Here is a 14,453-nt window from a genome sequence, read left to right as displayed (position 1 = left end):
ATGTCTTCAAAGTTTCATCTCCAAGTAATAGCCCCAGATAAAATTCTTTTAGATGAAGAAATAGACAAGGTTATTATAAGAACAACTACTGGAGATATTGCTATACTTCAGGATCATATTCCAATGGTTTCTCCCCTAAGCATAGGGAAAATGACTATTATAAATGATGGCAATAAAAGAGAAGCTGCATTTGCATCTGGCTTTATTCATATTGACCTCAATAAGACAGTAATTATGACAGATGCAGCAGAATGGCCTGAAGAAATTGATTTAGAGAGGGCAAAAAAAGCAAAGGAAAGAGCAGAGGATAGGTTGAAGAATGAGTATGAAAATATTGACTTAGTCAGGGCTGAAATTGCTTTGAGCAAGGCACTAAACAGAATTAATATTGTACAAAAATAAAGTAAAACTAAAGAGCCGATTTTCGGCTCTTTTAACTTCTAATATGAAATAATATCAAGCTCCTCATCAGGCTGAGATGCTTCTATACTTATGGAAAGTCTAACAGGTAAAGCAATAATCACTTGATAGGACTCGCTAATCCATCCCATATCAGTGTGAATTGAAAGAGGGACAATTTCCTCAGGTAGCCGATGTAGCATAACTGCACCATCTTTTAGCTCTAGGGTTCCCTCATATACCTTACCTTCAAACTCAAAGGGAAAAACGATATATTCTGATTCAGGAGAATTAGTTAGTGGAAAACGATGAATAACTTCACCATCTAAATTAACAGCAATAATTTTATCTTCTATAGCTTCAGTAAAAAGAAGAGGGATAGTAAACATTGAAACTATACCAATTATAATAATTGACACAATTAAAATCTTATCAGCAGTTGTCATTAGTTTCATTATTATTCCTCCATTAATAAGAACTATTATTCTCTAGTACATATTATAAAGGATTTATGTAAAGTTGACAAATCAAATACATGTTTTTACTTTATAATTATATTAAAGTTGATAACAAAGTATTTATTAGGGCATTATAAAGAAAACTTAGTTTAGATGTAGTTTTTATTCCATCTGAACTCTAGTTCGGATAACTTTCTAGCTTTGCGGCACTTATCTCCCGCTTAAAAAGCGAAAGTGTTAGTAACGCCGCTGATATAAATATTAGATTGATACATGTCGAGGTGATGATAAATGTCAGAAAAGGATGAGCTTAGAAAAACTGTTGAAATTGCACTAAATGGTACACCCCAAATAAAGAGGGAAGAAAAAGTCAAGTGGCTAGGTGAGTTTCGCGAACGTGTAATCATGGGACTTACTGTTGAAGATGCCAAGCTGTTAGAGGGACTACTTTCCACAGAACAAGCCTTAGAAGATCCATGTGCTGAAATGCTTATTGTTAATAACAAGGTACCAATGGAGATAATGGGCAAGTATATGCAGCTGGCTAAAAGGAAAAATAAAGAGTATAAAACAGTAAACACAGATTCAGCTAAAGCTATGGGCATAGTTGTTGCCAGTCGGAGCCCTGTAAACAGAAAAAATGTTCAGCAAGCAATAGTAAAGCTGCCTGAGAAGTTTAGAAACTTAAAGTATAAAGGTCTATGCGAAGATTGCTTTAAGGAAATAGAAAGTATAAGCAAAAAATATGCTAAAAGCTTTAAAAAAATAAGTATTGTTGATAAGTTATTAGGTATAAAATGTAGTGCTTGCCATACAGAAAAAGATGATGGTCCGTTAATGTAGGGACTGAAAATTTATTTAATTTTTTAATGTATGTATAACTAAAAAATCTCATGTCAATAATCAAAATAGAAAGAGAAGAGAGCTAGTTTTAACTAAGATGTTTTTTGTCCCCCTTTAACATCAGGTATATTCTTTAGTTCTCTTCTCTTTTACTATTTAATGGTTAGGAGGCATTTTTATGAGGAAACTAATATTGGCACTAATATTACTAATTTCACTTTTTTTTATTTATGCTCCAGCTGCTTCTATTTTTCAAGAAGAATACAGCAATAATTCAGATGACAGCTTGTTAATAGAGGCATTTAAAGTAAGTAAAGCACAATTAGTAGAAGTAAACAGCAATAATACTTTACATTTATCTGATGAATTTTTTACATTAGCTGAAATGAACCATGTACTAGCTTCAATACTTAAAGCCTTAAAAATAGAGGGCCAACAGCATATTATTGACAACCAAGGGTATTATGAACCACTTGATTATGAAACACTTCAAAAATATGATGATAATACCATAATTGTTAGAGTAAACTCAGAAATTGGTTACAACCAAATTACGGCAACAGCTATTGATGACATAGGCAAAGCTACTACAATTATACTATATAGCGTTGATACCAGCAGTATAAAAGAATCGTATATTATTATTGACATAGTTCACAATAAAGGATATAAAGATATAGTGGAAACTAATAATATATCAAATGAAGTATTAAGTAAATATGGAGACGATATTGAAAATACAATGTCCATAGTGGGTTGCTACTTAGGAAAAAAATTCTTTGAAAACTCCAGCGTAATTCTTGACGACATAGGAAGCTTTCTTAATGCTAAAAAAATAGAAAATGTTTCTGATATTTCATATAATAGTACCACCCTATATAGTCCTATGCTTACTAAGGCTATATCATATCAAAATAAAAAAGTAAATCTGCAGTTAGCAACAAGATATAATGAATACGAAGATAAAACCTATTTATGGATTGCAACACCTTTAATAGTTAGCACTTATTAACGGATAATACATTTTGATAACGCAGATTTCAAACAGCAAAAGGAGAGGAACAAGACTTGGGTAAAATAATAGTAAAAAAAAGCAAACCATTGGAGGGAACTGTAAGGGTTAGTGGGGCAAAAAATTCAGTTTTACCAATTTTAGCTGCCAGCCTATTATCAACTGACAAATGTATATTAGAGGACGTGCCAGCTTTAAATGATGTTGACGTAATATGCGAAGTACTATCCTGCTTAGGCGCTGATATTAAAAGGATAGAAAGGGATAAAATACAAGTTAACTCATCAGCAATTGATAATTATGAAGCACCTTATGAGTTAGTAAGAAAGATGAGAGCTTCATTCTTGGTAATGGGACCACTTTTAGCTAGAATGGGAAAGGCAAGAATATCTATGCCTGGTGGCTGTGCAATAGGTACTAGACCAATAGATCTGCACTTAAAGGGTTTTAAAGCATTAGGAGCTGAGATAACCTTGGGGTGTGGATTTGTAGAAGCAAAAGCAGACAAACTAAGGGGTAGAAAAATATATTTAGATTTTCCTAGTGTTGGAGCTACAGAAAATATTATGATGGCAGCAGCACTTGCTGAAGGACAAACTATAATTGAAAATGCAGCTGAAGAGCCAGAAATTACCGACTTAGCCAATTTTATTAATAAAATGGGTGGACAAGTGATGGGTGCTGGTACAGACACTATAAAAATCAGTGGAGTAAAGCAATTAGGGGGTGCTACCCATACAGTAATACCAGATAGGATTGAAGCAGGAACTTATATGGTGGCTGCTGCAATTACTGGAGGAAATGTCTTGATTGATAATGTTGTTACAGACCACCTAAAGCCTACAATAGCTAAGCTAAAGGAATGTAATGTGGATGTAATTGAGGAGGGTAATGGAGTTAGAGTTATTGCTAAAAACAGACCTAAGGCTATTGACATTAAAACACTTCCATATCCTGGATTCCCTACAGATATGCAGGCTCAATTCATGGCTTTATTATGTGTTGCTGAAGGAACTGGAGTTGTAATTGAGACTGTCTTTGAGAATCGTTTTATGCATGTAAGTGAATTAGAAAGAATGGGTGCTAGAATAAAGATAGAAGGCAGAAGTGCAGTGGTAGAGGGAAAAAAGCATTTGCTGGGTGCACCAGTTAAAGCAACGGACCTGAGGGCAGGTGCAGCATTAATACTAGCTGGATTAGTGGCAGAGGGGGTTACTGAAATTAGCAATACTGAACATATAGATAGAGGCTATGTAAATATCGAAGAAAAGTTAAAATCATTAGGAGCCAGCATTTATAGAATAGATGGTGAACAGTAATAATTTATTCATTTTCTCTTTTGTTCTAAACCACCTTCATTAATCATATACCTTATTATAATTTTTGAATAAGGAGTTTTGACTAATGAAGGGTATTTTTTTTGGTATTATAACATTAATTATTTCTACACTAGTTATACCAATATTAATAATTACTAGCTGTGATATTAACATTCCAATTATAAGTAAATCCAATAAAGAGGCTGAAACTGTTGAATCCGACTTAACTATAAAAGTATATAATCATATAGAAAAAAGAAACATGGAGCTTCAGCTTGAAGATTATATTTTAAATGTAATAGCAGCTGAGATGCCTGCTTCATTTGAACTAGAGGCACTAAAGGCGCAAGCTGTTGCTGCAAGAACATATGCTATTTGGAAAATACAAATTTTTAAAAGTAATGGAAATACACAGCATCCCAGTGCTCCACTTTGTACTAATCATGCCCATTGTCAGGAGTGGCTCTCAACAGATCAGCTTAGAGAAAGACATGGAAGGCTATGGATGTATAAGTATTGGTCAAAATTAGAAGAAGCAGTAGAATCTACAAAGGGAGTAATAATAACCTATGATATGCAGCCAATTGAACCCTTATATCATTCAACAAGTGGAGGTAGAACAGAAAACTCAGAGGATGTGTTTTTAAGAGCTGTACCTTACTTGAGAAGTGTATCCAGTCCATATGAAGAAAGGTCACCAGTACTTGTTGACAAAAAAGTAGTACCAGTTAATGATTTTGTTAATCAATTGAAGGTATATAGGAAAAGCATTAAACTGACAGCAAAAAATATAGAGGGACAAATAGCTATACATGATAGATCAAGTGGTGGAAGCATAAAAAGAATGACAATTGGTAATGAAGAGTTTACAGGTAGAGAAATAAGAGAATTATTTAAGTTAAAATCAGCTGATTTCACTATAAAAGCAAGCGGAGATAATATAGAGTTTACAACAAGAGGCTATGGCCACGGGGTAGGAATGAGTCAATGGGGTGCAAATGGTATGGCAGAAAAGGGAGAATCCTACCAAGATATTCTTCAGCATTACTATCAAGGAACCCAATTAAGTAAAATCAAAAGCTATCATTAAAATTAAGAGTTAAGAGTTAAGACTTAAGAATTAAGAGTTAAGAGTTAAGAGTTAAGAGTTAAGAGTTAAGAATTAAGAGTTAAGAGTTAAGAATTAAGAGTTAAGACTTAATAATTAAGAGTTAAAAGTGAAAAGATAATACAAAATTGAAAGTGGAAAATTGAAAATGGATAATTAAAAACACAAAAAAAGAAATGTTGAATGTTAAATGTTGAATGTTGAATCAAAAAGATTAAAGCCTTAAAACATAAAAGACAGACATAAAACATTGTAGTTATAAAAATTAATAGCAATAATACTGGCTGACATAACAAACCCCATAAGTATTAAATAATTGATTTCTCAATACTAAACATTTATTGTGTATGTTTGTATGAATGTGGAGAAACTGGAGATACTATCAAATGGAGGTGGGTTAAATGTCAGATAAAAACCACAATAACGATAATAAAAAACCAAAAAGATCCTTATACAATATTCTAGACAAAGAAGGCTTTTACATTATTCTATTTTTATGTGTTTGCATTGTTGCAGTAACAGGAATTTGGGTTTCAAATCAAGACCCAGATTATATGTTGACTGAGGAGCCTCCTAGATTAGAAGAGGACCCAGACATTACTTTAGTTGATGAAGGTGAATCTGCTATAGAGGAATCAAGTGAAGACACTATGGATTTAAATCCAGAGGAGAATACTGAAGAAGAAGGTCAACAGACAGCCTCTGCTGATGGTATCCAAAGCTCCCCTGCAACACAAGCGGAACTAGAGGAAAATCAACAGGAAAATGTTGATAATGACGGATTTGAAGAAGTAATGGCTGTTTCAAGTGAATTAAGGAATAATATGCTCATGCCTGTTATTGGTAGAAGGGGTTTACCTTTTGCAAGTGATAAACTAGTATTTCATCAGACCCTAGAACAATGGAGTACACATAAAGGATTAGATATTCACGCAGAAGAAGGAGCGCCTGTAAGAGCAGTACTAGATGGAGAGGTTCTTGAGATATTAAATGATACTATCATGGGAATTACTATAACCCTCCAGCATGATGGAGAGCTATTAACTAAGTATAGCAATCTATCTACAGATGCATTGGTAGAGGTAGGAGAAATTGTAGAAAAAGGACAAATCATTAGTGGTGTTGGTAAAACAGCATCAACAAAAACTATTGAAGGACCATTATTACACTTTCAGGTAATAGATAATGGAGTTAATGTTGATCCAGAAATATATCTGCCCAAGTCAGGAAATTAATATACATAATATATAAGGTAAGCCCTAAGTGTTAATTAACTTAGGGCATAGTTATATTATAAATAATATTTTAATATGTTTTTTCTAGTGACAATACCTATAAGCCTATTATTCTTTAAAACAGGAATTGTTTTTATCCCCTTATTCACTATAATATCGATAAGCTCTTCTATAGTAGCATCTTCATCTACACTAACCACCTCTGTAGTCATAATCTGGCTAATTTTTAGGGATTTAAGCTCATTAATGCTATCCTTTAAAATTCTCCTATTAATAGGTATATTAGCTTCACTGTAGGCATAGAAGGAGGATGGATTTAATTTTTTATCAACATATAATAAATCAGTCTCTGTAACTATTCCAATGAAACAGTTATCCCTATCTAATACAGGTAAACAATTTATATTACTATTAATCAATAGCTCTACTGCCTTATAGACACTACAATCACCATTAATAGATTTTACCTCTTTAACCATAATGTCCCTTGCTTTCAAATTCATAGCGATTCCCCTTTACATTAAAAATTGATTTATAAATATTATAACATACACAATACTAAATACTAATTATATACATTATGTTATTACCTAGAAAATTAAGATAAATAAAGAATTTATTCTAAATTCAATCTCCTCTTCATATTATAGACTAAGACACTATGATAGAGGGGGGTTACTATATTGAAGGACTACATAGAGAAGCGAGTCATGGAAATAGCAAACTATATTTTAAAGGAAGGAGCAACCGTAAGACAAACTGCTCGTATATTTGGAGTAAGTAAAAGTACAGTACATAAAGATGTTACAGAAAGACTTCCAAAGATAAACCCTCTAGTGGCAAATCAAGTTAAAACTATACTTGATGTGAATAAAGCCGAAAGACATATAAGAGGTGGAAGAGCAACAAAAATGAAGTATAAGACAATGGGGACATAATTCGATTGCTAAAAATTATAACCATAAATAACCCCTCATAAAAGACTTTCCATTAGCAGGAGAGTCTTTTTACTATTATATAGAAGGGCTCAATGTAAACATCTTATGAGATTTATATGTAAATTGCTGAAAAAAAAAGATAAAAAATGAAAAAATAAAAGGAATTTTAATGAACGTATAGAAAGTATATGGTGATGCTTAAAAGCTGTTTTATATTTGAACCTTTTATGTTATATATAAATTTAAACTAACGAAAGTTGGAAGAGGGGGAATAAAATGTTTGGCTTTGGAACTGATATTGGAATTGACTTGGGAACCGCCAGCGTGCTAGTTTTTGCAAAGGGAAAAGGTATTGTTTTACAGGAGCCCTCTGTAGTTGCAATTGATAAGAATACTAACAATATTTTAGCAGTTGGACAAGAGGCTAGAAGGATGCTTGGAAGAACGCCAGGAAACATAGTTGCTATTCGTCCATTAAAGGATGGAGTTATTTCTGATTATGAAATGACTGAAAAAATGTTAAAATATTTTATTCAAAAAACAACAGGAAGAAGATTCCTATTTAAGCCTAAAATAATTGTATGTGTACCAAGTGGCGTTACGGAGGTAGAAAAGAGGGCTGTAATTGATGCTACAAATGAAGCAGGTGCAAGAATGACTTATTTAATTGAAGAGCCAATAGCAGCAGCCATAGGTGCTGGCTTAGATATATCTAAGCCAAATGGGCATATGGTGGTGGATATAGGTGGAGGAACTTCAGATATTGCAGTAATATCCTTAGGCGGAATCGTTGTTAGCACCTCAATTAAAGTAGCTGGAGATAAGTTTGATGAGTCTATAATAAGGTATATGAGGAAAAAGCATAATATAATGATCGGTGAAAGAACTGCTGAAGAAATGAAGATTAATATAGGGACAGCCTCCTTTAGAGAAAAGGAAGTATTTATGGATGTTAGAGGAAGAAATCTAGTATCGGGATTACCTGTGAATATAAAAATATCCAGTAGTGAAATGACGGAGGCTTTAGATGAAACTGTTACTTCAATTGCTGATGCTGTCCATAGTGTATTAGAACGTACACCTCCAGAATTAGCATCCGACATATCAAACCAAGGAATTGTAATGACTGGAGGAGGGGCCTTATTATGGGGCTTAGATAAATTAATTGAGAAGCGTACAGGAATCAATGTATTCATAGCAGAGGATGCTATTTCTTGTGTAGCTAAGGGTACTGGTAAAGCCTTAGACTCTATACATATTTTAGAGCAGAACAATCAATACTCTAAACCAAGATATAGGTAAAAGCTCTTTGCTAACCTATAACCAATTAATTCGTATCAGTGGTGTTACTAATATTCCCTTTCCTTAAGCCAGAGATAAGTACCGTCAAGCTACAAATAAGTACAGCTAGAGCTTAGGTGGAGTTAAAACTCAATCTGAGCTAAGTTTTCTTTATATGACTACCTATATAATATAATAAAAGGACTTAAGTAAAATAAACTAAATGCCGATAAAATATAAGTGTAGGAATTATTTCTATAAATAATAATTATGAGGTGGTTTAATGCTCAGAGGTTTATATACTGCTGTTTCTGCAATGCAAACTACAGAAAAGAAGATGGATGTAACGGCAAACAATATGGCTAATGTTAATACTACTTCCTATAAGAAGGATGTAGTTATTACCGAATCATTCCCTGATGTTCTTCTTCAAAAAATAAATGGGAAAATATCACCAGAACACTTTACTAATAAGCCTATGGTTATAGAGCAGCAGGGGGATGGATACCAGTTAAAAACTGAAAGTGGTTATTTCACAGTAAAAACAGAATTAGGAAATAGTTATAACAGTGAAATTAGATTAGCCGTTGATAAAAGCGGATATTTAAGGACCTTCAGCTTAGACCCGAATGGAAATATTGATACATCAAATGGGAATTTGGTACTAAATTCAGCTGGACAACAAATCTTCGTGGGGGAAGACCCCTTCCAGATAACAGAAAACGGACAAGTAGTTGTAAACGGACAATCTGTAGGAAGCATAATAAACAGAGGCTATAATAACACTATAGGCACTATTAACGGAGGCCTAAGACTAAACCATATAGAAGTTAATTTTAGTCAAGGAACCCTGCAAGAAACAGGTAACAACTTGGATATAGCCCTTAAGGGGACAGGCTTTTTTAAGGTTTTTACTCCTGATGGAGAAATGTTTACAAGAAGTGGTAGCTTTACTCTTAATGATAATGGAGAAATAATTACCCCAGAAGGATATTTTCTAGCTGGTCAATGGGGTTCTATACTTGCTGATGGGCAAGACTTTCAGTTAACTGAAAAAGGTGAAATTATAGTAAATAATGAAGTTGTTGACCAAATAGAAATAATAGATATTGAAAACACCAAAAGCCTAAGAAAGCATGGCTTAGGATTTTATTATCCAGAAGAAGGTACTGAAATAGAAGAAAGAGAGTTTACTGGTGAAGTACTACAGGGCTTTTTAGAAGCCTCCAACATAGATCCAATTAGAGAAATGATTGAAATGATAAATACTTACAGAGCATATGAATCTAATCAAAAGGTTATTAGTTCATATGATGAAATACTAAAAAAGGCAACTAATGAAATAGGTCGTATTGGCTAGAAATTCATTAATAAAGGAGGATTATAATAATGAGAGCTTTATGGACAGCTGCATCTGGAATGAAGGCACAGCAATTGAATATTGATACCATTTCAAATAACCTAGCAAATGTTAATACTACCTCTTATAAAAAACAAAGGGTTGAGTTCAAAGATTTACTATATGTTACACTTAAGAACAGCAATTTGAATGAAGGAAAAGGCAGTCCTGTAAATCTACAGATAGGTCATGGAGTAAAAACCTCTGCCACCACGAGATCATTTATGACTGGAAGCCTTGAGCGAACTGAAAATGCAGCTGACTTAGCTATTGACGGTGAAGGATTTTTTGCTATAGAAGGACCTAACGGAGAAGCATTTTATACAAGAGACGGTAATTTCAAGTTTAGCGTTTTAGATGATGAAATGAAATTAGTTACGGCAGACGGCTACACTGTTCTTTCTGAGTTCGATGATGAAATTATATTTGAAGAAGGAATGCAAAACATTAACATTTCTGAAAATGGATTAATTACAGCAGAAGATCAAGAGGGTGAAATACAAGAAATAGCAACTATTAAGCTGGTTAAATTCATTAATCCCGAAGGACTAGAAGCTGTTGGTAGGAATTTATATAAAATGACTACAGCTTCTGGAGAAGAATTGCCAATGGAGGAAGAAGGAAGAACAAGTAACATACTTCAAGGGTATTTAGAAACCTCCAACGTTGAAATTGTGGATGAAATGGTTCGTATGATTACAGCCCAAAGAGCATATGAGATAAGCTCAAAAGCAATTCAGTCAAGTGATGAAATGCTAGGAATAGCCAATAATCTTAAAAGATAAATAGATAAAAATAAAAAGCTTTCCTTATTGCTAGAAAGGAATGATTAGCATGAAAATTGATGGTACAAATGTCATTGATAATGCTCAAAAGCTTCCTGATAAGACACCTAAAGACCCTAAGGAGCTTATGGAGGTATGTAAGCAGTTTGAATCAATTTTTATAAATATGATGCTGAAGCAAATGAGAAGCTCTGTTGCAAGCGGTGGATTAATTGAGAAAAGCCACTCTCGTGAGATATATGAATCAATGTATGATGAGGCCTTATCACAGGAAATTGCAAATGGAAAGGGAATTGGTTTAGCTAAGAATTTATATAAGCAACTAACAGCATATCAAAAAGGAGTATATAAAGACCAGGATTAAAAGCTGGTCTTTTTTTAGCTATAAAATCAGATATTGTGGGTACTTAAATGGATAGATGTCTATTGAATATATAAGAGGTATAGGATAAAATAATAGTAATGATTTACCAGAAAATAGGCATTATATAATTATCAATTAAAAATGAAGGGAGCTAACTAAATGGAATTGAATAATATAGAAATACAAAAGATTATTCCTCATAGATATCCTTTTCTGTTGGTGGATAGGATTGTAGAAATGGAAGCAGGAAAGAGGGCTATTGGGTTGAAAAATGTAACAATAAATGAACCGTTTTTTCAAGGTCACTTTCCAGACAATCCTATTATGCCAGGAGTTTTAATGGTAGAAGCCCTTGCCCAGGTGGCGGCGATAACCTGTATGAATTTAAAAGAAAACCATGGAAAATTGGGGGTATTTACTGGTATTGACAACTGTAAGTTCAGAAGACAAGTTGTACCTGGAGATACATTAAGGCTAGAAATAGAAATGAAAGCATTAAGAAGAAGCATAGGAAAGGCTGAGGGTAAGGTATATGTAGATGATCAACTGGCCTGTAGTGCTAGTTTAACCTTTGCATTAATAGATAGAGAATAGTGTAAGGAAGTGTTATTATGGATTTTAGTAAAGAGACGAAGGCCTTTTTTTTAGATGGAGGCAATGAAGGATGTCTCTTAATACATGGATTCACAGGGTCTGCTGCCCATATGCGTCCATTAGGTAATTATTTACATGAGAATGGATATACTGTTAATGGTATTCTTTTAAAGGGACATGGGACAACAGTTGAAGATATGGAAAAATGCAGCTATAGGGAATGGGTTGAGTCAGCATTTAATGGCTACAATAAGCTTAAACAGAGGTGTGACAAAATTTACGTAATGGGCTTATCTATGGGAGGTATACTGTCCCTTTATCTTGCAGAAAAACTGCCAGTAGAAAAGGTAGTATCTATTTCAGCCCCTATTATATTGAAGGATCCTTTGGCAAAATGGACTCCAATATTAAAGCATATTAAAAAATATAATAAATGGTCAGTAGATAAAATAAAAAATAAAGAAAAAAATAATCCAGCTATTGGATATAGTATAATTCCTATAAAGTCAGTACCAGAGCTACTAAAGCTAATAAAGATAACAAAAAACAGGCTAGTTGATATTACTTGCCCTTTATTGGTAGTACAGCCAATGCTAGATAAGCATGTAAAACCTGTAAGTGCAGATATAATATTTAACAAAACCTCATCTACCTACAAGGAAAAGCTATGGCTACAGAATTCACCACATGCTTGTACATTAGGACCTGAAAAAGAGCTACTTCATAGAAGGATACTACAATTCATAAAGAAACCTTAGTTCAGCTGGAGTTTATACTCCACTGAACAGAAGCTTTGCTTACTTTCTAGCTTGGCATCACTTATCTCCCCTTAAAAAGCGTGAGTGTTAGTAACGACGCTGAGATAAGATAATAGATTCATAGCTGAAATTAAGCATTAAATCCTTATGCTTCTTAGGTTATAATAATAAACATTCAAATGAGGAGAAGGCTATCATGGCTAGAGCTGGAAAAGTAGCAAAATCTACAATAATAATCATGGTGTTTACTCTTATCAGTAAATTTTTAGGATTTTTTCGAGATATTCAAATTGCCTCAAAGTTTGGTGCAGGAGAGATAGCTGATACATTTTTAATTGTGTTTAAAGCCAGCTCAATTGCTATAGTAATTATAAATAGTGTAATCCACACTACTCTTTTACCTGTATTAACAGAAGTATCATCTAAAAAAGGAAAAGCGAAGGAGATAAGCTTTGTTAATGATTTCTTAAATGGGGCTTTGATAATAACCTCTTTAGTTGCAATACTTGGATGGATATTTTCACCTCTAATAATAAAGGTATTAGCACCTGCCTTTGAGGGTGAACAATATAGACTAGCAATAGAGCTCAATAGAATAGGATTTCCAATGATTATATCTGTTGCTGCTACATCTGTCATAACGATTTTTCTTCAAAAAAACAATCAATTCACAGTACCAGCAGCTACAGGTTTACCCCTTAATCTAACATATATTGTTTTTTTGGTTTTTTTATCCCACAGATTCGGAATAAGGGGATTAATGTATACTGTTGTAATTGCCCATGTAGCACAGTTAGTTTTTCAATTACCTAAAGCATACGAAATGGGGTATCGCTATAGATTTAGTATACCTAGTAATAATCCTTACCTTAAGAAAACCCTGTTGTTATCGGCACCAATAATTTTAGGTGCTGCTGTACAGCAAATAAATACTATTATTGATAGAAACCTGGCCTCTAGGCTTGAGGTGGGAAGCATCTCAGCTTTATCCTATGCCTTTAGACTAGAAGAGTTCATAGTGGGAGTTTTCATTGTAGCAGTTTCCACTGTCTTTTTCCCTATGCTTACAGGTGAATATGAGAAGGAAGACTATGGAGAAATGAAAAATATAATGGGGTATGGTATTAACTTTGCTTTAATGATAACTGTTCCAGCAACAATAGGTTTAATGCTACTGTCATTTCCAATAGTCAAATTGCTATTTCAAAGAAATGCCTTTGACCATCAGGCCACTATTATGACCTCTAATGCACTGATTTTCTACTCCATTGGTTTGCCAGGAATAGGAGCAAGAGATATGCTATTAAAGATGTTTTACTCCTTAAAGGATACAAAGACGCCAATGCTTAATGGAATAATTGCAGTTATAATTAATATAACACTTAGCCTACTATTAATAGGTCAAATGCAGTACAAAGGACTTGCACTAGCAACAGCAATATCTGCACTAATATCAGCCTTACTTCTTACCATAAGTCTTAAGAAAAAAATGGGTACAATAGGTGGAAGAAATATATTTTCAAGCCTTATTAAGATAACTGTTGCTTCATTCCTAATGGGGCTTATAGTGTATCTACTAAAACCAATAATTATAGGTGATTTAATAGGAACTCCCATGATGAATATATTAAGATTAGGCTTAATTATTTTAATAGGTATAGTATCATATTTTTCACTTTGCTACATATTAAAGGTAAGAGAATTAAAGTTTCTTTTAGATATATTTAAGGGTAGAGTTAAAAGGATATTATATTAACAATTACATGCTACTAATAATCAATTACTTGTTTTTAAGGTATTAAGGTTTTTGCTTTCGTCTTTTCATTCAACATTCAACATTTAACATTCAACATTGCTTTTATATTTAATTTTAATTTTGGTTTTTCCATTACTCATTACTCATTACTAATTGATTTTTTCTTGTTTTCAATTTTACTTATTACTTATTACATGTTACATA

General features: G+C 33.3%; 16 protein-coding genes. 14 read left to right on the top strand and 2 right to left on the bottom strand.

Annotated elements, in window-relative coordinates:
* On the top strand, positions 1–402 hold the full coding sequence (locus F8154_RS00680; RefSeq protein WP_151859661.1) for a F0F1 ATP synthase subunit epsilon: 402 nt from the start codon (positions 1–3) through the stop codon (positions 400–402).
* A 38-nt stretch (positions 403–440) separates the two neighbouring features.
* Here the strand turns inward: F8154_RS00680 and F8154_RS00675 are convergent, their stop codons facing one another.
* Positions 441–854, bottom strand: coding sequence for a NusG domain II-containing protein (locus tag F8154_RS00675; RefSeq protein ID WP_151859660.1), 414 nt, complete (start codon positions 852–854; stop codon positions 441–443).
* A gap of 294 nt (positions 855–1,148) precedes the next feature.
* On the opposite strand from F8154_RS00675, the gene F8154_RS00670 reads away from it, so the two are divergent.
* The 5 genes from F8154_RS00670 to F8154_RS00650 all read left to right on the top strand — a co-directional run bounded on the left by F8154_RS00670 (position 1,149) and on the right by F8154_RS00650 (position 6,374).
* Positions 1,149–1,700, top strand: a complete 552-nt coding sequence (locus F8154_RS00670) for a YueI family protein (RefSeq protein WP_151859659.1) — start codon at positions 1,149–1,151, stop codon at positions 1,698–1,700.
* Positions 1,701–1,878: 178 nt separating this feature from the next.
* The gene (locus F8154_RS00665) at positions 1,879–2,712 is read left to right on the top strand and encodes a YwmB family TATA-box binding protein (protein ID WP_151859658.1); all 834 of its coding nucleotides are present in this window, start codon (positions 1,879–1,881) and stop codon (positions 2,710–2,712) included.
* A 56-nt stretch (positions 2,713–2,768) separates the two neighbouring features.
* The gene (gene murA, locus F8154_RS00660; protein ID WP_151859657.1) at positions 2,769–4,031 is read left to right on the top strand and encodes a UDP-N-acetylglucosamine 1-carboxyvinyltransferase; all 1,263 of its coding nucleotides are present in this window, start codon (positions 2,769–2,771) and stop codon (positions 4,029–4,031) included.
* An 85-nt stretch (positions 4,032–4,116) separates the two neighbouring features.
* The gene (spoIID, locus tag F8154_RS00655) at positions 4,117–5,121 is read left to right on the top strand and encodes a stage II sporulation protein D (protein WP_151859656.1); all 1,005 of its coding nucleotides are present in this window, start codon (positions 4,117–4,119) and stop codon (positions 5,119–5,121) included.
* A 419-nt stretch (positions 5,122–5,540) separates the two neighbouring features.
* The gene (locus F8154_RS00650; protein ID WP_151859655.1) at positions 5,541–6,374 is read left to right on the top strand and encodes a M23 family metallopeptidase; all 834 of its coding nucleotides are present in this window, start codon (positions 5,541–5,543) and stop codon (positions 6,372–6,374) included.
* 56 nt (positions 6,375–6,430) lie between these two features.
* Here the strand turns inward: F8154_RS00650 and F8154_RS00645 are convergent, their stop codons facing one another.
* Positions 6,431–6,877 carry a CBS domain-containing protein gene (locus tag F8154_RS00645; protein ID WP_151859654.1) on the bottom strand — a complete coding sequence of 149 codons (447 nt, stop codon included), beginning with the start codon at positions 6,875–6,877 and terminating at the stop codon, positions 6,431–6,433.
* A 180-nt stretch (positions 6,878–7,057) separates the two neighbouring features.
* On the opposite strand from F8154_RS00645, the gene spoIIID reads away from it, so the two are divergent.
* The 8 genes from spoIIID to murJ all read left to right on the top strand — a co-directional run bounded on the left by spoIIID (position 7,058) and on the right by murJ (position 14,249).
* Positions 7,058–7,312: a sporulation transcriptional regulator SpoIIID gene (gene spoIIID, locus F8154_RS00640; RefSeq protein ID WP_151859653.1), complete on the top strand. Its 255-nt coding sequence runs from the start codon at positions 7,058–7,060 to the stop codon at positions 7,310–7,312.
* Between the two features lie 276 nt (positions 7,313–7,588).
* On the top strand, positions 7,589–8,614 hold the full coding sequence (mreB, locus tag F8154_RS00635) for a rod shape-determining protein (protein ID WP_151859652.1): 1,026 nt from the start codon (positions 7,589–7,591) through the stop codon (positions 8,612–8,614).
* Positions 8,615–8,876: 262 nt separating this feature from the next.
* Positions 8,877–9,953, top strand: coding sequence for a flagellar hook-basal body protein (locus F8154_RS00630; RefSeq protein ID WP_151859651.1), 1,077 nt, complete (start codon positions 8,877–8,879; stop codon positions 9,951–9,953).
* Between the two features lie 29 nt (positions 9,954–9,982).
* Positions 9,983–10,777, top strand: a complete 795-nt coding sequence (flgG, locus tag F8154_RS00625) for a flagellar basal-body rod protein FlgG (protein WP_207706789.1) — start codon at positions 9,983–9,985, stop codon at positions 10,775–10,777.
* A gap of 49 nt (positions 10,778–10,826) precedes the next feature.
* A complete protein-coding gene (locus F8154_RS00620; protein ID WP_192930097.1) occupies positions 10,827–11,141 on the top strand; it encodes a rod-binding protein in 315 nt (104 codons plus the stop codon).
* Between the two features lie 159 nt (positions 11,142–11,300).
* Complete coding sequence (gene fabZ, locus F8154_RS00615; RefSeq protein ID WP_151859648.1) at positions 11,301–11,735, top strand: 3-hydroxyacyl-ACP dehydratase FabZ; 435 nt, start codon at positions 11,301–11,303, stop codon at positions 11,733–11,735.
* 17 nt (positions 11,736–11,752) lie between these two features.
* Entirely contained in the window at positions 11,753–12,493 is a 741-nt protein-coding gene (locus tag F8154_RS00610) for an alpha/beta hydrolase (protein WP_151859647.1), read from the top strand.
* 196 nt (positions 12,494–12,689) lie between these two features.
* Positions 12,690–14,249, top strand: a complete 1,560-nt coding sequence (murJ, locus tag F8154_RS00605) for a murein biosynthesis integral membrane protein MurJ (protein ID WP_151859646.1) — start codon at positions 12,690–12,692, stop codon at positions 14,247–14,249.
* Positions 14,250–14,453 lie beyond the last annotated feature (204 nt).

It is taken from the genome of Alkaliphilus pronyensis (assembly GCF_009017275.1).
GTDB classification, from domain to species: domain Bacteria; phylum Bacillota; class Clostridia; order Peptostreptococcales; family Natronincolaceae; genus Alkaliphilus_C; species Alkaliphilus_C pronyensis.
This window is presented reverse-complemented; position numbering and strand designations above follow the sequence as displayed.